The sequence below is a fragment of the Fervidobacterium pennivorans DSM 9078 genome (assembly GCF_000235405.2).
Taxonomy (GTDB): Bacteria; Thermotogota; Thermotogae; order Thermotogales; family Fervidobacteriaceae; genus Fervidobacterium; species Fervidobacterium pennivorans.
The window spans coordinates 1,718,673-1,738,079 of the sequence record NC_017095.1; the positions used below are offsets into that span (position 1 = coordinate 1,718,673).

The following is a 19,407-nucleotide window of genomic DNA, read 5'->3' on the forward strand; positions in this document are numbered from 1 at the left end:
GAATTTGAGTTAAAATTAGAATTACAAAAAATCAAAACACTCAATTTCTTCTTGTCTATGCTAAAATATGAAATAAGGAGACTATTTAATAACCGAACCGTCCGTAGCGAATATGCGGGGGTGTTTTAATTGCAAGAGCTTTTAAATGGGATATTTGCATTGAGTATAGGTAATGTTGTCATGATAGGAGTAGGGGCTTTTCTAATATATATTGCTATCTCCAAAGAGTATGAACCAGCACTACTGATTCCCATAGGTTTTTCTACAATATTGGTAAATATTCCTTTCTCTTCCGCTATTGACCAATGGATGGGCGGAGTTTTACATCGTGGTGTTCTGAGCATATTCTTTGACATAGGTATTATAACAGAAATTTTTCCACTTTTGATATTTATCGCAGTAGGTGCAATGATTGATTTTGGACCTTTGCTTGAACATCCTATAATGTTCCTTTTTGGAGCGGCTGCTCAGTTTGGTATATTTGCAACGATGGTTGTTGCAACGCTTTTGGGTTTTGATATAAAGCAGGCAGCTTCCATAGGTATAATTGGTTCCGCGGACGGCCCAACTTCAATTTACGTCGCGGGAAGATTCGCAAAAGATTTGCTTGGTCCGATTTCAGTGGCAGCCTATTCTTACATGTCGCTTGTTCCAATAATACAGCCACCGGTTATAAAAGCACTCACTACCAGGGAAGAAAGAAGAATAAAAATGGCCCCGAAGAGTTTAAAAGTGAATAAAACCGCCAGGATTATTTTTCCTATTTTAGTTACAATTATTGCAAGCTTAATTGCTCCAAGTGCAGCTGCACTGATAGGCTTTTTAATGTTTGGAAATCTTTTAAGAGAGTGCGGAGTGTTAAACTCAATTTCAAAAACTGCTCAAACAGAACTTGCCAATATCGTTACTATTCTTTTAGGGTTGTCTATAGGTTCAACAATGACAGCTGATAAGTTCCTACAACCTAGAACACTTTACATACTGCTTTTGGGTGTTGTCGCTTTTGTTTTTGATACCGCTGGTGGTGTATTATTTGCAAAGTTCCTAAATCTCTTTCTTAGGAATAAAATCAACCCGATGCTCGGAGCGGCTGGAATTTCTGCGTTCCCGATGTCTGCACGAGTTATTCATCAGTTGGGTAGAAAAGAGGATCCGACAAATTACTTGTTAATGTACGCTGTTGGAGCAAATGTTGCTGGTCAAATAGGTTCAGTGCTTGCTGGTGGAATACTCATAGCACTCGTAGGGAATTTGTAAAATGTTGACGGAGATGAGAGTATGTCGAATGTAAACTTCTTGCTAGCGTTAAAAATAGGTATCACTGGATATTTAGTGCTGATAGGTATACTTTTTTTGTTCTACATTTTGCTAACAGGTTTTGTGAAGTTTTTTACTAGGAGTGATAGTAATGGCTCGAAAAAAGGTGAAGGAAAATCTTCAGAATGAGATCAAAAATATGTTCTTTCTTTTTAGTGAAAATCTACTGCGTATAACCACGAACAGAGAGACTAGTCTCAAAAAAAAGGACTTCGAGCAATTGCTTAAGATAGTTGTTGATAATCTCAGCTTTGTTCATAGCGGAAGTGTTTTATGGCTAGATAAAGATGGGACATATTTCTATTTGGCGGTTTACAACCACGATTACGGCATTTTGAAGAACATTAAATTTACTCCGAAAGAGATGGTTATGAGAAGATTCAAGCACGCGTATGTAATTAAACGAAGAAGTGTTGATTTAATCAAAGAACTTGCAAGAAAACTGAACGAAGATGAGGAGCTTATTCAACAAAAAGCACAAAGTATTGATAACATAAAGGCTTTTATCTCTATCCCAATAAGATCACAAAGGAAGGTGGTAGGTTTCTTCAATTTGGATACTTGTGAACATGAAAATATATTCGAAGAAGTTGAGTTTCAAAGCGTAGCCGAGGCAATGGGAAACTTGCTTTCCACCGTTGTTGAAAAGTTTGAGCTAATAGAGGCTATAAAAGCAAAGAATGCAGAGATTGACAGGGTTAACCTTTTTGATAAGTTAACTTACCTACCTAATTTGAAGAATATAGCTATTTACTTCGATAAGTATTCTGAAATAACGAAACGAATTCCGGTTAAGTTGTATATAATGCTCCTGGATGTAAAGGAATTTGAGAAGATAAACAAAGTCTATGGATATGAATTCGGTGATGATTTGTTAGTTAAACTATCGAAAGTTATTACAAAATCGTGCAGAAAAAGTGATGTAGTTGGTAGAACCAACAGTGATGAATTTGTGGTACTCACCCTTTCAAAAGAAAATCCTTTAGCGTTAATGAAAAGACTCGAAGAAAAGATTTCAAACTTCTCTTCAAAATTAGGAATTAGCTTAGAAGTTCAAATAAGCATAGCTGAATATGGAACAGATGGAAAGGACTTGAACACGCTTATCTCAAAAGCTCAAGAAAAGCTTTACCAAAACCGTGTTTTTGCTGCATACTAGCATAAAAGGGCGATTTTAATCTTAAACCGGAGGTGAAAGAATGGGTAAAAGGGATGACATAAACAAAGAACAGCAAAACCAACAAACCGCAAGAAATTCTGAGCATTTTGAACATTACTACGTTGAAGAACCACAAACTCCTTTAAAAGTTAGAGAAGTCCAGCTTAAGCTGAAAAACGGGCACATCTATTCGTTTAAAAGTCCTTCAGGAGTTTACTCCTTTGGAGATGTTGACAAAGCTACACAGATACTTGTCAATCATCATGCTCCAGTCAGTGGGAAGGTTTTAGACATAGGTTGTGGATATGGTGTAATAGGCATCGTTCTGAAAAAAGAAAATCCCAGCATCGAAATTTTCATGTCTGACATCAACAAAAGAGCTGTTGAATTCGCAAAAATAAACGCAAAAGACAACAACATCGATGCTGACATAAGACAAGGGAACCTATATGAACCTTGGGAAGGGATGATTTTTGACCATATTATCGCTAATCCGCCAATTGTTGCTGGTAAGAAAGTGTGGATGGATTTAATTACCGGAGCCTACGAACACCTAAAGCCTGGAGGAACACTTCAGTTAGTCGCGTATCACAATAAAGGCGGAGAAAGGATAAGAAACTTCATGAAAGAAGTTTTTGGCAACGCCGAGGATATCTGGAAAGAGGGCGGTATTCGAATTTATCTATCCCGAAAAGAATAAATTTAGATATTAAAGGTAGGCGAGTGAATAGATGTGCTTATAGAATTAAAGAACGTTTCTGTTATTTTTGAAGAGAAAACAGATGTTGAAAAAGTGGCACTTAAAGACATAAATCTATCTTTTTCAACAGATGAGAGCATCTTGCTTATTGGTAATACAGGCTCTGGAAAGACAACGCTTATATATTTGCTGGACTTGCTTATAAAGCCTTCTAAGGGCTTTTTACTTTACGACGGTAAGGACCCTTTCTTTTACCCATACGAGTTCCGTAAAAGATTTGGAGTGGCTTTCCAGATACCGGAAAGACAGTTTTTTAGCGAAACTGTTGAAGAAGAAATTACTTACGCTGCAAAGAACTTTGGTGTTCCATTCACCCAGGAAGATATTGAGAAAGTGCTTGAACTTGTAGGGTTAAGAAAAAATATACTTAAGCAATCTCCTTTCAAGTTATCTGGTGGTGAGCAGAGGAAGGTAGCGATTGCATCCATTTTGTTACATAAACCGGAATTCCTCATCTTTGATGAACCAACTGCCGGATTAGACTTGAAAGGTGTCCTTTCGGTTAGAGAAATTCTTAAGAAATTCAAAAACAGTGGCAAGGGTTTTCTTGTTGCAACTCATGAACCAGAGTTATTTGAAGATTTGTGCGATAGAAAAATAGTCTTGAAAAGCGGTACTATTTTGGAAGATGTGAGGTCATCAGTAGCCCACACTTAAAAGGGCGGGTGGTGTGTTTGGTATTTGAGTATAAAGGTATAGATCGAAGTGGAAAAAAGCTGAAAGGAATTGTTCAAGCGGATAGTATAAAAGAAGCATTGGACAAACTTAAGGAACAAGGTATTTTGGTCACCGATATTGTGGAAAAAAGTGAAAAAAGGGTATCTGTAAGGACGTCCGCGGGGCCTGTCTCACCTGGACGCAATGTAGCTAAAAAAAGAACAGTTTTCCAAGTGAAGCTGAAAGATATTGTTCTTTTCGCAAGACAGTTGGAAACAATGATAAGTGCAGGTTTGAGACTTGTTGATGCGATAATGACACTTTCAGAACAAGAGGTGTTCTCAAAAAAATTCAGAAATATACTTAGAGAAGTCGCAGCGGACATGAAAGGAGGTATGTCCTTTTCCGACGCGCTTGAAAGACAAGGAGTGTTTGACTCTATCTTTATAAACATGGTGCGTGCAGGTGAAGAAGGCGGTGTATTAGATGTTACTATGAAAAAAATCGCAAACTATTACGAAGGAATGAACAGATTAAGAGAACAAGTAAAATCATCCATGGCGTATCCAATGTTTATCTTAGGTTTTGCTGTAGCCGTCGTTATTGTGATTTCTGTTTTCATTTTGCCTAAGCTTATCTCTGTCTTTGGTACAACGCCCCAAGGAGGGGTTTTAGGGATGCTTATGAAATTGAACTACATCTTCACCAAAAAATGGTACATATTGTTGCCTATTGTTGTAGTAATTGGTGTTGGATTGAAATTCTTCTTAGATACAGTATACGGTGCGTATTTGAAAGAATTCATAGGAGGATTAATTCCTCCGATAAGAAAGCTGAGGCTCAAGATGGCTAACGAAAGATTTACAAGAACACTCGGAGTTCTCATCGGAAGTGGAGTTCCAATGGTTAATGCGTTAGATATGGCTGCTAAGGCTTCTAATAATCCGAGGTTTATGGCAATAATATCCAAGGTTATTGAAGAAGTCAAAGCAGGAAGTAACTTAAAAGATAGTCTGAAGCGAACAGGCATCTTTCCACAAATTGTGTACGAAATGGTTGGGACCGGTGAACAAACAGGTAAACTCGATGTTGTCATGGAAAAGGTCGCCGATTTCTATGAGGAAGAAATACTGGCTGATACAAAGAAGCTCGTTAGTCTTATCGAGCCAATGATGATTGCGTTTGTTGGTTTGTTTATTGCTTTCATCGCTTTTACAATGTACTCAACGATATTCCAAATGCAAAGTCAGTTTGGGCGATAAATACTTCAAAATCATGCGAGGGTGACTAAGTTTGAACCTCATTGAACTGATGGTCGTACTGCTTATTTTAGGGTTTGTTTTTGTTGCTTTTTCAGCAAGCCTTATGAAAATAGCCAATATTGATTTAACAAAAGAGTATGTAGAAACTGCTGTTTATGCAGGTTTATGGAAATCTCAACTGTACAAAGATTACAAAAGCAACAATTACTGTCGAATTGTCACGGTAGATATGGTAGAGTTTTACAAAGCTTCTGAAAGTTGTCTTTCAGGTCTTGTGGTTAACTCTTTCAGATGGGTAAAAGGTGGGACATACTCAGGGGTAGCGGTTGAACCTATCCTTTTCAAAGTTTCAGGAGGTGAAAAATAATTTGAGCGTATTTTCGTACAGAGTGGTAACATACAGCCTAAACGATGGACAAATCAACACAACGATTGCAAAATACCGTGTGGGAAAGCTGAAAATAAAAAACTATTATCCTCAGTTTGTTCTTGCTGATCCTGAAGACATAACGGTAATAAACATACCGTGGGATATTGTACAAATGACATTCTTAGAGTTACCACCTACCAAAAAAGAAAGGGATCGCATAAGGGCTGCTGAGTTAGAAATCAGGCGAATTTACAATCTCAGTGAAGATCTAGTCGTATCTTGCGTACCTTCGGCTTTCGGTAAGTGTCTTGTATTCTTTTTGAAAAAATCTGATTTCTTCAGATTCCTTAGTTCATACAATATCGATTTTATACCCGACGTGGCTTATCCAAACATTCTTGCCGAACTCTTGATAGTAAAAAAACTCCCTGGAAGATGGGTTTACATTGTGCTTAGCGAGCACACTTCAGGTATTGTAATTATGAACGGTGAGAATATTCTGAACGTAAGAATGATTGATTTATCTTTGAACGAGATTAATCATATTGTCAAAGAGGAGACAGGTTTTGAAATCTTCGAGATAGAGAACAGTGGTAATGAAGAACTGATAGGACAAGCGAAAAAGATAGTTGATAGCATAACCTATGACATACTGGGAATAGTAGGTAGGGAAGTAATAATCTCGATTAACACGACGGAACAAGAAAAACTTAGCATAGAAATGATCGATGGTATCTCCTTGGTATGTCGTTCGAGTATTATCAAAGAAGCCATTTTATCTACCGAGTCTGATATCAAATCAAAACTCTCCGAGGCAATACTTACAGTCCTCCCACATCCACAACTAAGCTTGGCAGACCTCGGGCTACTATACAGGGGGGGATTAGAGCTTGGAAAAGTTAAATCTATCACCTGGTAAGAAAAGGGTTTTGAAACTTACTACATTTTTAATGCTCTTGTTTATATCGATATTGCCTTCCATTTCCATACTATCGTTATCATATTTCATAATGGAACAAAAAATTTCAAAATTGTTGATAAGATATCCGGAGGTTTTCAACAATCTTACGACCGCTGACTCGAGAAATATCGATGCTCAAATAGATAACCTACTTTCTTCTTTGAAGGCTAAGGAATCGCAGTTGAAAAGTGCAAGCGAGGAAATTAAGAATTATATAATAGAAGCTTATAAGAATACATATTTTTTGCATAGCTTTCTCAAATACACATCCACAAACACTAACAGCTATTTTCTAACAAACGTTATTTATGATGGTCAAAGGTTCTACGTAGATTTTTATGAATACGGAACTGAAACACAAATTAGTACTTCTGTTATTTATAACGACCTGGCACGGTTTTATAAGGATGTGCTTGTATCTTTACTAGAGCAAAGAAATTTTTTGGGAGACATGAAATATTTCCACTACATTTGGGAGGGTAGGATAAGATAATGATTCTGATACCAAGAAAAGGCGCGATGATAATTTTGTTTGTTACGTTGATAGTATCAACTCTTGGTAGTCTTCTTTATTTTTCCGGTAAAACATACACTTATGTCTCAAAACTTGAGCAAAAATTTATCGAAGTGAGAAGTGTATCCAGGAATATAGCTCAGCTTGAAACACAACTCAAACAATTAGAGAATGTTAGAGCTTCTGTTTACAGCGTTCAAAGTACCTTTGCCAAAAATGAAATGACTCCAGAACAAGTGAAGGAAAAATTATACGAAGTTCTTTCGAGTGGGCTCCTTATAACTGATTACATCGTTATAAAAGCCTCTTTAAGCGAACCTATAGTATTTAAAAAACTTTCAGTGAAATATACGATGATAATTCGCGGTTCTGAATAAAATTTGATATAAAATGAAAGTGGTGAGAATCAATGGCACTGAACAGAAGAACTGTTATTCTTTTAATAATAGCGATAGTTATATGGGCTGCTGCTATAGTTGTTCTGTATATAAATTATGGTCCCAAAAAAACACCAACATCTACGGCAAGTACAACTCCAGCTCAGATTATAAATGAACAAGCATCGCAACCTGGGAGTATTAATGTACCGAATACTACAACTTCTACTGGTCAAGGTTCTACTAACGTATCTGGATCAACATCAATTGGAGCAACTACAGTTGCTAATTTACCCAGTTTTAGTATTACAGAACTAGCTTCAATGGCGGAATCTAAGGTAATTATCAAGAACGTTTTTGAACCGTATTTTGTTGATTTAGTAAGTTTGCTTGAAGGTGTTTCAGGAACCTTGGAATCACAAGATTCATCAACATTTATAGAAGATATTACTTCTGATAATACACAATATCACGGATACTTAGAAATCAGAGACGGAAGTGCAAGAACAACGAAGGTGTATCTCACATTAAATGGAGAAACAAAAGCTTGGTTGAGTGAGGAGCTAATCGATGGGAAGTACAAAGTCATCTACGTAAGTAGTAAATTCTTGGTTGTTTTGGATACTTCGGATGGGAGGTTAAAGAAAATATCGGTAATGCAGAAATAATAGTTAATCAAACGGGGGGAATGCTTTTGAAAAACACAAGTTTACTCAAACTCTTGGGGGCTCTTTTGTTTCTTCTGATTTTCACAAGTTCATTTGCAGAATTGATAGATCTAACCTACGTTAAAACATCGAGTGAGATAGTAATTATAGTATCTTTTACAAAGCCACCTACGGTTCAATACTATTCGAAGAATGGCAGCAAGACTGTCCATTTCTTCGTTGTAAATGACACTTGTGTAAGCCCTATTTACCTTCCTATAAATGCTGAAAGCGTGGATGCCGTTCAGGTTATACCATTCCGCGACGCTGTGAATTTATTTGCCTACACGCTCACACCTGTGAGTGCCACATATAACGTCACAGGTTCTAGGTTATATATTAGGTTGCCTTTAAGCACTTCTAAAAAGCGTATGACTGCGAATTTTACAAATCTCAAGAGCGAAGTTGTTTTTAAAGATTTAGCTGACTTTTTTGGAATAAATCTTGTTTTATACGATAGTGCGAAGGGAAAACTTGTAAACATAAAAGCGAACAACTCTACTATTGAGCAGATTTTGAGAAACCTTATCACATTAACCGGTTTATCTTATGCTTATTCAGAAGACCAGACCTTGTACGTAGGTTCCCAAGAGGACATTGAAAAGACATTCGCAATGAACTTCCAGCTACCTAGTGGAAAGGTGTCTGTTGAAGAGTTGAGCAAATTATTCACGGAGAGTATCTACGCACTACCACTTTCTGATAAGTCAAAATTATTCACTTATGGAGGTTCTAATGAATACAAGATTTTAGCATCTGCTATAGGCCTAGCCGCAAGAGAAGCTGCTAAGAAGATGGAACCAAAACCAGCATGGTATTATTTCAGTTACACAGCTGACGAGAAAGAACTTGAGGGATTCTTAGAGAAGCTTAAGAAGATTTATGACTTCGATTTTGTTCTTCTACCTGAGATCAAACAGTTAGCTCTTAACGGAACCGACTACGAGAAAGTGCAGGAATTAGTGAAAACTTTGAAACCTGCACAGAAACCAGCAATTGAATCGCAATATAAGACATTTACTACAGAATATCCTCAACGTGTTGCGGAATTTCTCAAACAACTCTACAAGGATATTAATGTCGAAGTTATAGGTGATAAACTTTACGTTTCCGCAGATTATGAAAATGTGGTAAAGAGACTTCTTGAAGACCCTGTCATTGCGCGTCCTTGGAAGGTGATGTTCTCTGATATTTCGGAAGACATAGTCAGGGCAGCTCTAAGTTATTTGGATATAGCTGAGCCAAATTATATTGTGAAGTCATACGATAACACAGTTTACGTGACACTCTTTGTTAATGAGAAGAAATACAAAGAATTTCTTGACCTAGTAAACACAATGAGTTTTACAACAGCGACTGTTAAAGTCGATGAAGCTTTTTTGAAATCATTTAATGTAGTTGTTGTTCAGACCTTTTCTGATGGTTCTAGGTTAGTAAAAGGGAAAATAAAAGAAATAGAGAGGCTGAAGAAAGCAATCGAAGAAAGCATTACGAATGTTGTTATAAAAGCCGAACCATCTGATCCTTCAAAAGATGTGATATCTAAGGTTCTTGGTTATCCAGTTGACATTACAACAGATGGTTATTGGATAATAACTGTACCGAAGCAAGAATATTCAACGATTCAGGAGAAATTTAAGAATATCAGAGAAAACTTTGGCAAAAGTATAATTACGCTGAGCGGTAGATACGATGAAAACGCAGTGGAGATTGCTAAAAAAATTTACGGCGTGGAAATATACACGTTGTCAGATAGATTGATTATCTACGGTTCCCAAGCCCAAAATACAAGGGAATTTTTGGAAAAACTGACAGTTGAAAATTTCATAGTTCCCGTCCAGATTTCGCTTTCAAATGTTCATATCGATTATGTCAAGAAAGTCTACGATGTTGAAATTATCTACTTTCCAGAAATGAATAAAGCCGTAGTTTTTGGACCAACTGAACGTGCTTTAAGAGCAGCCGCTTATTTAAAATCGCTTACCATACAGACAGATTTAGAATCACTAAAACTTCCTAGTTCTTTGAAAAAAGAAGATTTAGAAAAATTGAGTTCGCTCCTGGAACTGAATGTAAAGATAGAAGTTATCGGAGATACTGTATATCTAAAAGGAAGTAAGAACGACATCGAGAAACTGGTTAAAGAAATTAACAAGCTGAGTCTGTCACCGGAAATGATTTACGATGTTATTAGTTACGATGAAAGCTTGGATGAAATTTTAAGGAAACTGTACAATGTGCAAACTTACAAAATAAAATCGGGATACATAGTCTACGGGACACAGGAGCAACTTGCGAGTGTAAAATCTTTCGTAAGTGGTTTCTCTACGCAACTTGAAGTTAGGACGTTAACAACAAAACTCGAAGCAAAAGATATTGAAACAATTATTTCTGTTTACGACCCGAACGTAAAAAATTATAAAATAGCTGATAAAGTTTATTTGGTTGGCAAGAAAGAAAGCCTAGATAAGATAGAAAAAGAAATTTTGCAGTTCGATGTCCAAAGTGAATATAACATCATAAATGGTAAGTTGCTGATCGAAGTTACAAATAAGAATTTGACAGAACTTGTAATGAAAGTAAGTAGTGTGTTTAAAGAACAAGCTATTTTGGTAGATGAATTAAAAACGAATGTTACTTTGCGATTGTTGGTAGCGGATTTTAAGAGCTTTTTGGAATATTTACAGACCTTTGGTGTTACTTATAAACAGACAGACGATGTTTACTTAATTTATTCAAGTGTTCCTCAACAAGCAGTTTTCCAGGGACAGCAACAAACGCAACCAGTGCAACCAGAAGAAGTTATCGTGAAAGATGGACTGATAACAATAAATGCTTCGAACAAAAACGTAACTGATATAGTTTCCCAAGTACTTTCAAAGCTTGGAAAGTCTTACAAAATCGATGATGTACAAACAAAAATTTTCTCTGTCAGTTTGAATAACATAGACTACGAAACATTCAAATCGGTGTTTTCCGAATGGGTTGATATTAAGGAAATTGGTAATGTAGTCTACGTTTCAAAACCTGTATCTGTTAGCGAGTCAAAAGTTTCAGTTAAGAATGGCAAGATTAGTGTAAAAATAGACAATGAACCACTTGGAAATGTTATAAAATCCGTCTTTGAAAGTTTCGGGTATCCCATTATATTCTCCAAACAAATAAACACGACGGCAACGATGTCGCTATCAGAGATAGATTTCGATACTTTCACTTCTATACTTTTGAATTACGGGATAGCGATTAAAAAATCCGGAAACGTGTATGTTGTTGACACTACACCTGAAGCCACAAAAACAAAAACAACGTATACGTTTAATGTAACGCGTGGTGCTGATAAAGTCAAAGCACTTATAGAATTCTACGGTGGTAAAGCAATGGTGAATACAGATGCCGGAATAGTAATTGCTTATGATTTAGATCCGAAAAATGTCGATGATATCAGAAACGTCATCGATAAGGTTTCTAAAGTCAGAATTGTCTCCATCGAAACAAAAGTAGTTGACGAATCTCTTTTGAACAGTCTGGGATTTGATATCTCAACGATTTTGAGTTCAGCTGATTATCTATCGATTGGTACTGGAGGTCTTAGCCTGAAATTCAAGATTGTTGACTTTATGGATTTGCAAGCGCTGTGGAACAAAATAATCGACGAAGCTCAGGTTCAAATTAAAACGTCAGGCAGTAATGTAGCAGCTCCATACGGAACATCTGGAGGAGGAAAACTATTGGCAAACCCAAATATAATGGCAAAGAGTGGGGAACAAGCAAGAATATTTATAGGTGATTCTATACCGGTTGTAATTACTTCTGAAGGAAGGCAGACGATGAACTATTTGGAAGCCGGTATAGAATTAAGAATCACCCCGAGTATAAACCTTGATGATACGATAGACTTGGATTTATATACAACAGTTGGAAACTTTGATTATTCAGTAGTTGTAGGAGGCTTCCCGAAGCAGAACAAAAGAGAGGTCCAAACAAAGATTACACTCAAGAATGGTCAAACACTCATAATCGGTGGACTTGCCAGAGAAGAGGTTAGCAAATCGGAATGGAAAATCCCAATTCTCGGAGACTTACCTATAATCGGTTGGCTTTTCAAAGGTATGCAAGAAAAAACAGAACAAAGAAACATAGTGATATTCTTAACAGCCAAGATAATAGAGCAATAGTCAGTATAAGCATTATCTGAAAGCGCCGGGCAATCCAAATGACCGGCGCTTTTTTAGTCTCTAAGGTATCTATGACGAGAAATTGTGGTATACTAAAAATAGTTGGTTTTTTAAAGGAATTTGTTCAAAGGAAAGGTGAGTAAAATGAACAGAAGACCTGTGGTTGCTGGAAAATTTTATCCTGGAACTCCAAATCAATTGACAAGCATGTGTGAAGCTTTTCTGGGAAGTGAAAAACCGAAAAATCGTCTTGAAAAACCATTAGGTCTTATCTTACCGCATGCTGGGTACATATACAGCGGAAAAACCGCAGGATTGGGTATTAAAAAAGCTGTTGAATTTGGTAAGCCAAGTAACATAATCATTCTAGGTCCTAATCACACAGGTTACGGTGCTTCGGTCTCTGTTTGGAAGGAAGGTGAGTGGTTCGTTCCAAATGGAAGTGTTAGGGTAAACTCTATAATAGCTGAGGAAATAATAGACGGAAAAATAATTGAAGAAGACGAAAGTGCCCATTTGTACGAGCACTCTATAGAAGTTCAACTACCGTTATTAATACACGCATTTGGTGAATTTCAAATAGTTCCCATCTGTATGATGGATCAACGACTCACTAAGGCCCGCTTTATTGCTGAAAGGATAAGAAAAATTCTTGAGAAATATCCAGATACATTAGTTGTTGCTTCTTCTGATTTCAACCATTATGATCCACATGAATTAACCATGAAAAAAGATGAGATTGCTATTACGAGAATAATTAGTAACGATTTGGAGGGTCTTTACGAAGATTTGAAAAAATACGACATAACCATGTGCGGTCCTGGACCTGTTGCGGTTGTTAGAAGTTTGTTTGAAAACGCCGAACTCGTATATCACACTACGAGTGCGGAGTTTTCGCAGGACTTTTCTTACACTGTTGGATATGCTTCTTTCATTTTGTGGTAAGAGTTCAAGAATAAAAAAGCCCAGAGCTCAGCTCTGGGCTTTTTGATTTTTAATCTTTTTCCCTCTTTACTTTTTCTTCAAGCTTTTTAGCTGCAAGTTCTGCTGCTAATTTTGCTTTTTCAGCAGCTTTGTTCATCGCTCTAACAAGGAAGAAGACTATCAAAGCAACGATAAGAAAATCTAAAGCAGCAGAAATAACCCTTCCCCAGTAGATACCGTGCCACTGAATTTCCTCAATTTTTCCAAGGTGCATCTTAGTGAGCACAGGTTGCAAAATGGCAGGAGTGATCAGATCATTTACAAGAGAGGTAACGAGTTGGTTGAGTTTGCCACCGATAATGATTGCTACAGCAAGTCCGATGACGTTGTACTGTTTTAGAAAGTTCGAAAACTCTTGGAAAACCTTTTTCATACATACCACCTCTTCCTGGTAAATTGAAACTTGCTCAATAAATTTCAAAGTACTTTTCTAACCCTCTGATTTAAGCGCTAATTCCAAAGTTTTCCAAGGAAGGAGGAAGCACTTAACCCTCATTGGATAATTCTTCACGTCGTAAAAATTCACAATAGGTCCTAAGATATTTTCGTCAAATTCTTTTCCAAGCATCATATTTTCCGCATTTTTCATGATTTGCATAGCCTCTTCTTTTGTTTTGCCTATGATTTGTTCAATCATTGCATTTGTCGATGCCTGACTTATCGCACATCCGTGTCCTTCAAATTTCACATCGACGATTTTATCACCATCGAAAAGGAAATATAATGTGACTTCGTCTCCGCACGAGAGATTCTTACCTTCTTCGACCTTGTGTGCGTTCTCTATTTTCCCATGGAATTTTTTAAGCTTTGAATAGTCCATTATGAATTCCGAATATATCATTCAAACCACCTCTTTATGTGTTTTAATCCTTCGACTAAGATGTCTATATCTTCCTTTGTATTGTAAAAATATACGCTCGCTCTAACTGTGGAATTTGGGAAATCTATTTTTGACCCACGTGCTAATACACTCATCAGTGGTTGTGCACAGTGATGACCACTCCTTGTTGCGACTCCAAAATTTTCATCAAGTATGTGCGAGACATCGTGTGGATGGACTCCTTCCACATTAAATGATACTAAAGATCTGTGAGAATCATCGATTGGACCGTAAACCTCCACGAAATCAAGTTCTAATAATCTTTCCATTAAGTATTTCGAAAGTTCTGCAATATGTTTTTCTATTTTCTCAAATCCGATAGATTCAAGATAATCTATCGTGTATCCTAGTCCAACAGCTCCTGCAATATGTTGTGTCCCTGCCTCGAATCTGTATGGCAAGATGTTGAAAGTAACGTCTTCAAATGTGACCTTGTCTATCATCTCTCCGCCGTACAAGAATGGTTCTAACTTTTCCAAAAGAGTTCTCTTCCCGTATAACACACCGATACCTGTTGGGGCTATCATCTTGTGACCAGAAAAGACTAGGAAATCTATATCGAGCTTCTTAACATCGATTCTCTTGTGGGGCACTAGTTGTGCACCGTCAACTATGAAAATTGAGTCTTTGAATGTTTCCCTAATCAATTCCAAGGGCATTTCTTGACCGGTAACGTTTGATTGACCAGTGATTGAAACGACCTTTGGATTTTTCAATTTCGCTTTTAGAATTGCATCGGTTGTGATGACACCTTTATCATCTGCCTCTATATATTCCACTTTGAACCCGTAGAATTTTGAAAGCCTTACCCATGGGACAAGGTTCGCATGGTGTTCAACTTGAGATAGAAGAACTGTGTCTTGGGGATTCAACATACCACTTCTTACAAGTGAATTTACCAAGAAGTTTATTCCCAGCGTTGTTCCGCTCGTGAAAATAACTTCTTCTGGGTTTGCGTTAAGAAACTTTGCTATTTTTTCTCTTGCTTGTTCATAAGCAACAGTAGCTTCACTTGCAAGTTTGTGCACTGCCCTGTGGATGTTAGAGTAGTGATTAAGGTAAAAATCCGTCATCTTTTCGATGACGGATTTGCTTTTAAGAGTACTTGCAGCATTGTCCAAATAGACTAACCGTTTCCCATTTACCTCTCTTTTCAACACAGGAAAGTCTTCAAGTATTTTGAAAAACTCTTCATCCGAGAACACTGTCGAGTGCATGCTCAACGACCCCTTCCAGATTGTATCGTTTTAATTCATCTTTCAGTGTCTCAAAGACCCCGCGAACAATCATCTTTTGAGCATCTTCTTTTGGTATACCTCTGCTCATCAGGTAAAAAACCATGTTCTCATCTATTGGAGCACTACTTGCCGCATGTGATGCAACGACATCATTTTCATCAACCATAAGACTTGGTATTGCTTCAACTTTTGCTTTAAGCGAAATCAAAGTAGCATGGTTACTTTGATGAGCCTCCGCTTCTTTTGCACCGCTAAGAATATCCATTATCCCTCTGAAAACTACTTTTGCTTCGTCTGTAAGTACGCCCTTTGCATCAACATTTCCATAACTGTTTGGTTTATAAAATCTCATGAGGTACAGTATATCGATAACAGTTTTTTCATTACCAAGATAGTATGGGCGTATATCGGCATACGCATTCTCTGCGTTAACTCGCATACCAAAGTAACCTACATTTATTTTACCACCAAAGTAGAAATCTTTAACTATCGTTTTTGAATCATTTTCGACGTCTATGAAAACATTTGAAATTAGCAAGTCGTCTTTAGAAGTTCCCAAATAGAGGTTGTATAGATTAAGTTTTGCGTTTCTTCTCACCTTTATTCTAAGATTACCGATGAAAAATGGGTTTTCTACGATTCGGACAAAATTCAACTCTCCATTTCTTATATCAATTAGCGTGTTGTCAAACTGGCTAACGTCGTTGACAACAATCGTTGTATCATTTTCCACAACGATATATTCTCCACTCGAAGAAAAGACATCTGCAAGTAGAACGAATTTTCTGTCAGTCCCCTCGAAGTCAAGCGTTTCGAGTAAGTTCAGACCATCAATATCCAGTGCTTCCAAACCTTTGTATGGTAAAACATTTGGCAAAGAAAGGCTCTTTAAACCTGTCCTTTTCCACATGGGGAACTTATAGGTTAGGTATTCAGAAAGCCTTCTTATTCTCCATTCATCGAGCAGGTTATTCCCACTGGGTTTGAAGTCATCAACCTTGTAATCCTCAGTGTCTATTGTCTTTCTTTGAGGAACAATGCCTCGTAAATTTTGATGCTCCAATCTTAAGGTCTTTTCTATTTTCGTTGTGTTCATACCATTCACCACCCTAATTATCCTATCGAGGATTCAATTTCCATATCGACAAGCCTGTTCAATTCTATTGCGTATTCAAACGGAAGTTCTTGGACAACTGGTTGTATGAACCCCTTAACGATAAGTCCTTTTGCCTCCGATTCACTCAGTCCTCTGCTCATAAGATAGAAAATCTGCTCATCTTTGATTCTTCCTATCTTTGCTTCATGCCCCACATCGGAGTCTGTGTTGTAAACTTCGATTATTGGAACTGTGTCACTTTTCGATTTGTTGTCTATCATAAGACCAGTACAGCTAACGCTTGCTTTTGAACCTTTTGCACTTTCCATAATCTTTAGCAGACCTCTGTAGAAAGACCAGCCTCCACCAATGCTTATACTTCTTGCATCAACGGTCGAACGTGTATTCTTGCCTATGTGAATTACCTTTGAACCTGTATCTATATGCTGACCTGGACCTGCGAATGAAATTGAGATATTTTCAGAAACGGAATTATTGCCTTTGAGTATCGTTGCAGGATAAACCATCGTTTTGTAACTACCAAACGAACCTGAGACCCAGGTCATAACCGCATCGTCTTCCGCTATTGCACGTTTAATTTCAAGGTTGAACATATTCTTGCTCCAGTTTTGCATTGTTAAATATTTCATCTTTGCCCCTTTTTTGACATACACTTCGACTGTTCCAACATGCAGGTTTACAACATCGTATCGTGGAGCAGTACAACCTTCTATATAAGTTACCTCGCTACCTTCATCGGCAATTATAACCGTGTGTTCGAATTGTCCACCGCCAGGGTTACCGAAAAGAAAGTAAGATTGCAGTGGTAGAGGGACTTTCACTCCTTTCGGCACGTAGAGAAAAGTTCCACCGCTCCAGAGTGCTCCATGGAGTGCAGCATATTTGTTATCCGTTGGAGGAACGAGTTTCATGAAGTGTTCTTTGACAAGGTCAGAATATTCCCTAACAGCGGTTTCAATGTCTGTGAATATAACTCCGAGCTTTTTCAGTTCTTCTTTGATGTTTTTGTATATCATCTCAGAATCAAATTGAGCACCGACTCCTGCTAAGTATTTCCTCTCTGCTTCCGGTATACCCAGTTTGTCAAATGCTTGTTTGATTTCTTCAGGCACTTCTTCCCATGTGGTGGTTTTTTTAGCGTTTGGCTTTACATATGGAACTATCTTTGATAAGTCTAGTTCCTCACGGCTAACACCCCAGTCAGGTTCGTGCCATTTTTCGAAAATCTCAAAAGATTTAAGCCTGTGCTCAGTCATCCAAGCAGGTTCGTTTTTTGCTTCTGATATTTCATATATAAGCTTTTTGTTCAATCCCGCCGGCAATTTTATCGCTGGTTGAACATTCACTCTTATCTCAAAATCTTCCCGTTTTTTTAGTTCGTACAAAAGTTCATGGAGGTCACTCATCATTATCCCCCCTATTTGGATGAACTGGCATCAACTGTGCCATTCACTATCGCATATCCTGTTTCTTCTACCTCATATGCGAGTGATTTATCACCTGTCAATGCAACCTTACCATCGACATACACATGGACCTTATCAACATCCAGGTAATTTAAGATCCTCGCATAGTGTGTAATTATCAGCAACGAAGTGCCTTCCTCTTTCAGTTTATTAATCTGCTCCGCAACAATTCTCAACGCATCAACATCTAGACCCGAATCAATCTCATCCAAAATCAAAAGCTTTGGTTTCAGAAATCTAGCCTGTAATATTTCTCCCTTTTTCCTTTCGCCACCGGAGAATCCGAGGTTAACAAATCTTTCCAGAAATTCTGATGGAAGACCAACTTCGTTCAAAAGTGCTTTCATCTCTTTGTCGAGTTGGAAGAAAGTTTTATCCTCTCCGTGTAACTTGCGGTACGCAATTAAAAGTAGCTGGTCGAGTTTAACTCCTTCAATTTCGTAAGGATTTTGGAACGTCATCATTATTCCTTTCTGGGCTCTTTCATCCGTTCTTAAATCGAGTATCGATTCACCTTCAAACAATATATCACCAGTGACAACTTCGTATTTCGGATTTCCCATAATCACATTTGCGAGCGTTGACTTACCTGACCCATTTGGTCCCATTATCGCATGAACTTCTCCAACACCTATTTCCAAGTTTACCCCTTTCAGTATAACTTTCTCTTCATCTCTCAGCTTTGCAACCAAATCTTTTACTTGCAACAGCATAATCACACCTCCAACAATTAGTCATTTTTATCTACTTAGTTATTCCTAATTTATTATACCATATGGTATTGGATTGTAAAGTAGACTATGTATAAATTTTGTAAGATGGGGGGAGATGAGGTATAATAATAAAGCGACATTATCTTAGTATAGGGGGGAGGTTCTATGGCGAAGTCTTCGAGATTAACAACTATGATTATCGTGCTTATTCCAGTAGCGGTAGGTATAAACTACGCAGGTAAGTTTTTTGCAGAGGCTTTGAAACTTCCTCTTTGGCTTGATTCTATAGGAACTGTACTTGCAGCTATGCTTGCTGGTCCGATTGTTGGTGGTATCAGTGGGGCGATCAACAACATTATTTACGGTTTGACTGCTGGGCCTGTATCTTTTATATACGCACTTACAAGCATTGGAATTGGTGTTACAGCAGGTTTGCTTTACAAAGCAAAGATGTTTGAGAACGCGTTCAGAGCTTTGATAAGTGGTTTAATTATAGCTATTGTTGCAACGGTTATATCTGTTCCTATAAATGTCATTTTTTGGGAAGGTCAGACGGGTAATGTGTGGGGAGACGCGCTTTTTGCTTTCCTTAGGTCTAAAAACGTTGGTATTTGGTTGGCTTCTTTCTTTGACGAGCTCGTAGTAGATTTGGTGGACAAGGTTCTTACAGTTTTCATTGCCTATGGAATTTTCAGAGCACTACCAAAATCGTTAATATATAACTTTAGACAGGAGCAGTAACTCATGGTT

20 protein-coding genes are annotated in these 19,407 nt (G+C 37.6%); 14 read left to right on the forward strand and 6 right to left on the reverse strand.

The window, feature by feature from the left end:
• Positions 1–129: 129 nt before the first annotated feature.
• The 13 genes from FERPE_RS08170 (at position 130) to amrB (ending at position 13,204) form a co-directional block, all read left to right on the forward strand.
• Complete coding sequence (locus tag FERPE_RS08170) at positions 130–1,257, forward strand: sodium ion-translocating decarboxylase subunit beta (RefSeq protein ID WP_014452157.1); 1,128 nt, start codon at positions 130–132, stop codon at positions 1,255–1,257.
• 21 nt (positions 1,258–1,278) lie between these two features.
• On the forward strand, positions 1,279–1,446 hold the full coding sequence (locus FERPE_RS10470; protein ID WP_014452158.1) for a hypothetical protein: 168 nt from the start codon (positions 1,279–1,281) through the stop codon (positions 1,444–1,446).
• On the forward strand, positions 1,409–2,476 hold the full coding sequence (locus FERPE_RS08175) for a sensor domain-containing diguanylate cyclase (protein WP_014452159.1): 1,068 nt from the start codon (positions 1,409–1,411) through the stop codon (positions 2,474–2,476). Before FERPE_RS10470 ends, FERPE_RS08175 begins: the two co-directional genes overlap by 38 nt.
• Before the next feature lie 40 nt (positions 2,477–2,516).
• The gene (locus FERPE_RS08180; protein WP_014452160.1) at positions 2,517–3,176 is read left to right on the forward strand and encodes a class I SAM-dependent methyltransferase; all 660 of its coding nucleotides are present in this window, start codon (positions 2,517–2,519) and stop codon (positions 3,174–3,176) included.
• Between the two features lie 33 nt (positions 3,177–3,209).
• Positions 3,210–3,893, forward strand: coding sequence for an energy-coupling factor ABC transporter ATP-binding protein (locus tag FERPE_RS08185; RefSeq protein ID WP_014452161.1), 684 nt, complete (start codon positions 3,210–3,212; stop codon positions 3,891–3,893).
• A gap of 11 nt (positions 3,894–3,904) precedes the next feature.
• Positions 3,905–5,155, forward strand: coding sequence for a type II secretion system F family protein (locus FERPE_RS08190; RefSeq protein WP_245530408.1), 1,251 nt, complete (start codon positions 3,905–3,907; stop codon positions 5,153–5,155).
• A gap of 31 nt (positions 5,156–5,186) precedes the next feature.
• Complete coding sequence (locus FERPE_RS08195) at positions 5,187–5,522, forward strand: hypothetical protein (RefSeq protein ID WP_014452163.1); 336 nt, start codon at positions 5,187–5,189, stop codon at positions 5,520–5,522.
• 1 nt (position 5,523) lies between these two features.
• Positions 5,524–6,444, forward strand: a complete 921-nt coding sequence (locus FERPE_RS08200; RefSeq protein ID WP_014452164.1) for a hypothetical protein — start codon at positions 5,524–5,526, stop codon at positions 6,442–6,444.
• Positions 6,416–6,979 (forward strand): hypothetical protein, encoded by a 564-nt coding sequence (locus FERPE_RS08205; RefSeq protein ID WP_014452165.1) that lies wholly within the window; start codon positions 6,416–6,418, stop codon positions 6,977–6,979. The genes FERPE_RS08200 and FERPE_RS08205 overlap by 29 nt, the downstream gene beginning before the upstream one ends.
• Positions 6,979–7,377, forward strand: a complete 399-nt coding sequence (locus FERPE_RS08210) for a hypothetical protein (protein WP_014452166.1) — start codon at positions 6,979–6,981, stop codon at positions 7,375–7,377. The genes FERPE_RS08205 and FERPE_RS08210 overlap by 1 nt, the downstream gene beginning before the upstream one ends.
• 32 nt (positions 7,378–7,409) lie before the next feature.
• Positions 7,410–8,045, forward strand: a complete 636-nt coding sequence (locus FERPE_RS08215) for a hypothetical protein (protein WP_014452167.1) — start codon at positions 7,410–7,412, stop codon at positions 8,043–8,045.
• Positions 8,046–8,071: 26 nt separating this feature from the next.
• A complete protein-coding gene (locus FERPE_RS08220; RefSeq protein WP_014452168.1) occupies positions 8,072–12,259 on the forward strand; it encodes a type II secretion system protein GspD in 4,188 nt (1,395 codons plus the stop codon).
• A 144-nt stretch (positions 12,260–12,403) separates the two neighbouring features.
• Complete coding sequence (gene amrB / locus FERPE_RS08225) at positions 12,404–13,204, forward strand: AmmeMemoRadiSam system protein B (protein WP_014452169.1); 801 nt, start codon at positions 12,404–12,406, stop codon at positions 13,202–13,204.
• Positions 13,205–13,253: 49 nt separating this feature from the next.
• On the opposite strand, the gene FERPE_RS08230 is transcribed toward amrB, so the two are convergent.
• Genes FERPE_RS08230 through sufC form a run of 6 tightly spaced genes read right to left on the reverse strand, consistent with a single transcriptional unit; the run spans position 13,254 to position 18,657 of the window.
• Complete coding sequence (locus FERPE_RS08230) at positions 13,254–13,616, reverse strand: large conductance mechanosensitive channel protein MscL (RefSeq protein WP_014452170.1); 363 nt, start codon at positions 13,614–13,616, stop codon at positions 13,254–13,256.
• A 57-nt stretch (positions 13,617–13,673) separates the two neighbouring features.
• A complete protein-coding gene (sufU, locus tag FERPE_RS08235) occupies positions 13,674–14,084 on the reverse strand; it encodes a Fe-S cluster assembly sulfur transfer protein SufU (RefSeq protein WP_014452171.1) in 411 nt (136 codons plus the stop codon).
• A complete protein-coding gene (locus FERPE_RS08240) occupies positions 14,081–15,340 on the reverse strand; it encodes a SufS family cysteine desulfurase (RefSeq protein WP_014452172.1) in 1,260 nt (419 codons plus the stop codon). Before FERPE_RS08240 ends, sufU begins: the two co-directional genes overlap by 4 nt.
• Complete coding sequence (locus FERPE_RS08245; RefSeq protein WP_014452173.1) at positions 15,315–16,457, reverse strand: SufB/SufD family protein; 1,143 nt, start codon at positions 16,455–16,457, stop codon at positions 15,315–15,317. The genes FERPE_RS08240 and FERPE_RS08245 overlap by 26 nt, the downstream gene beginning before the upstream one ends.
• 17 nt (positions 16,458–16,474) lie before the next feature.
• Positions 16,475–17,884 (reverse strand): Fe-S cluster assembly protein SufB, encoded by a 1,410-nt coding sequence (sufB, locus tag FERPE_RS08250; RefSeq protein WP_014452174.1) that lies wholly within the window; start codon positions 17,882–17,884, stop codon positions 16,475–16,477.
• 11 nt (positions 17,885–17,895) lie between these two features.
• Entirely contained in the window at positions 17,896–18,657 is a 762-nt protein-coding gene (gene sufC / locus FERPE_RS08255) for a Fe-S cluster assembly ATPase SufC (RefSeq protein ID WP_014452175.1), read from the reverse strand.
• A gap of 165 nt (positions 18,658–18,822) precedes the next feature.
• Between sufC and FERPE_RS08260 the strand changes: the two genes are divergently transcribed.
• On the forward strand, positions 18,823–19,398 hold the full coding sequence (locus FERPE_RS08260) for an ECF transporter S component (protein ID WP_014452176.1): 576 nt from the start codon (positions 18,823–18,825) through the stop codon (positions 19,396–19,398).
• Positions 19,399–19,407: the final 9 nt, after the last annotated feature.

Coding starts and splice junctions, on each gene's coding strand:
- FERPE_RS10470 (WP_014452158.1), top strand. CDS start 1,279: ATGTCGAATGTAAACTTCTTGCTAGCGTTAAAAATAGGTATCACTGGA.
- FERPE_RS08175 (WP_014452159.1), top strand. CDS start 1,409: ATGGCTCGAAAAAAGGTGAAGGAAAATCTTCAGAATGAGATCAAAAAT.
- FERPE_RS08180 (WP_014452160.1), top strand. CDS start 2,517: ATGGGTAAAAGGGATGACATAAACAAAGAACAGCAAAACCAACAAACC.
- FERPE_RS08210 (WP_014452166.1), top strand. CDS start 6,979: ATGATTCTGATACCAAGAAAAGGCGCGATGATAATTTTGTTTGTTACG.
- FERPE_RS08215 (WP_014452167.1), top strand. CDS start 7,410: ATGGCACTGAACAGAAGAACTGTTATTCTTTTAATAATAGCGATAGTT.
- amrB (WP_014452169.1), top strand. CDS start 12,404: ATGAACAGAAGACCTGTGGTTGCTGGAAAATTTTATCCTGGAACTCCA.
- FERPE_RS08230 (WP_014452170.1), bottom strand. CDS start 13,616: ATGAAAAAGGTTTTCCAAGAGTTTTCGAACTTTCTAAAACAGTACAAC.
- sufU (WP_014452171.1), bottom strand. CDS start 14,084: ATGATATATTCGGAATTCATAATGGACTATTCAAAGCTTAAAAAATTC.
- FERPE_RS08240 (WP_014452172.1), bottom strand. CDS start 15,340: ATGCACTCGACAGTGTTCTCGGATGAAGAGTTTTTCAAAATACTTGAA.
- FERPE_RS08245 (WP_014452173.1), bottom strand. CDS start 16,457: ATGAACACAACGAAAATAGAAAAGACCTTAAGATTGGAGCATCAAAAT.
- sufB (WP_014452174.1), bottom strand. CDS start 17,884: ATGAGTGACCTCCATGAACTTTTGTACGAACTAAAAAAACGGGAAGAT.
- sufC (WP_014452175.1), bottom strand. CDS start 18,657: ATGCTGTTGCAAGTAAAAGATTTGGTTGCAAAGCTGAGAGATGAAGAG.
- FERPE_RS08260 (WP_014452176.1), top strand. CDS start 18,823: ATGGCGAAGTCTTCGAGATTAACAACTATGATTATCGTGCTTATTCCA.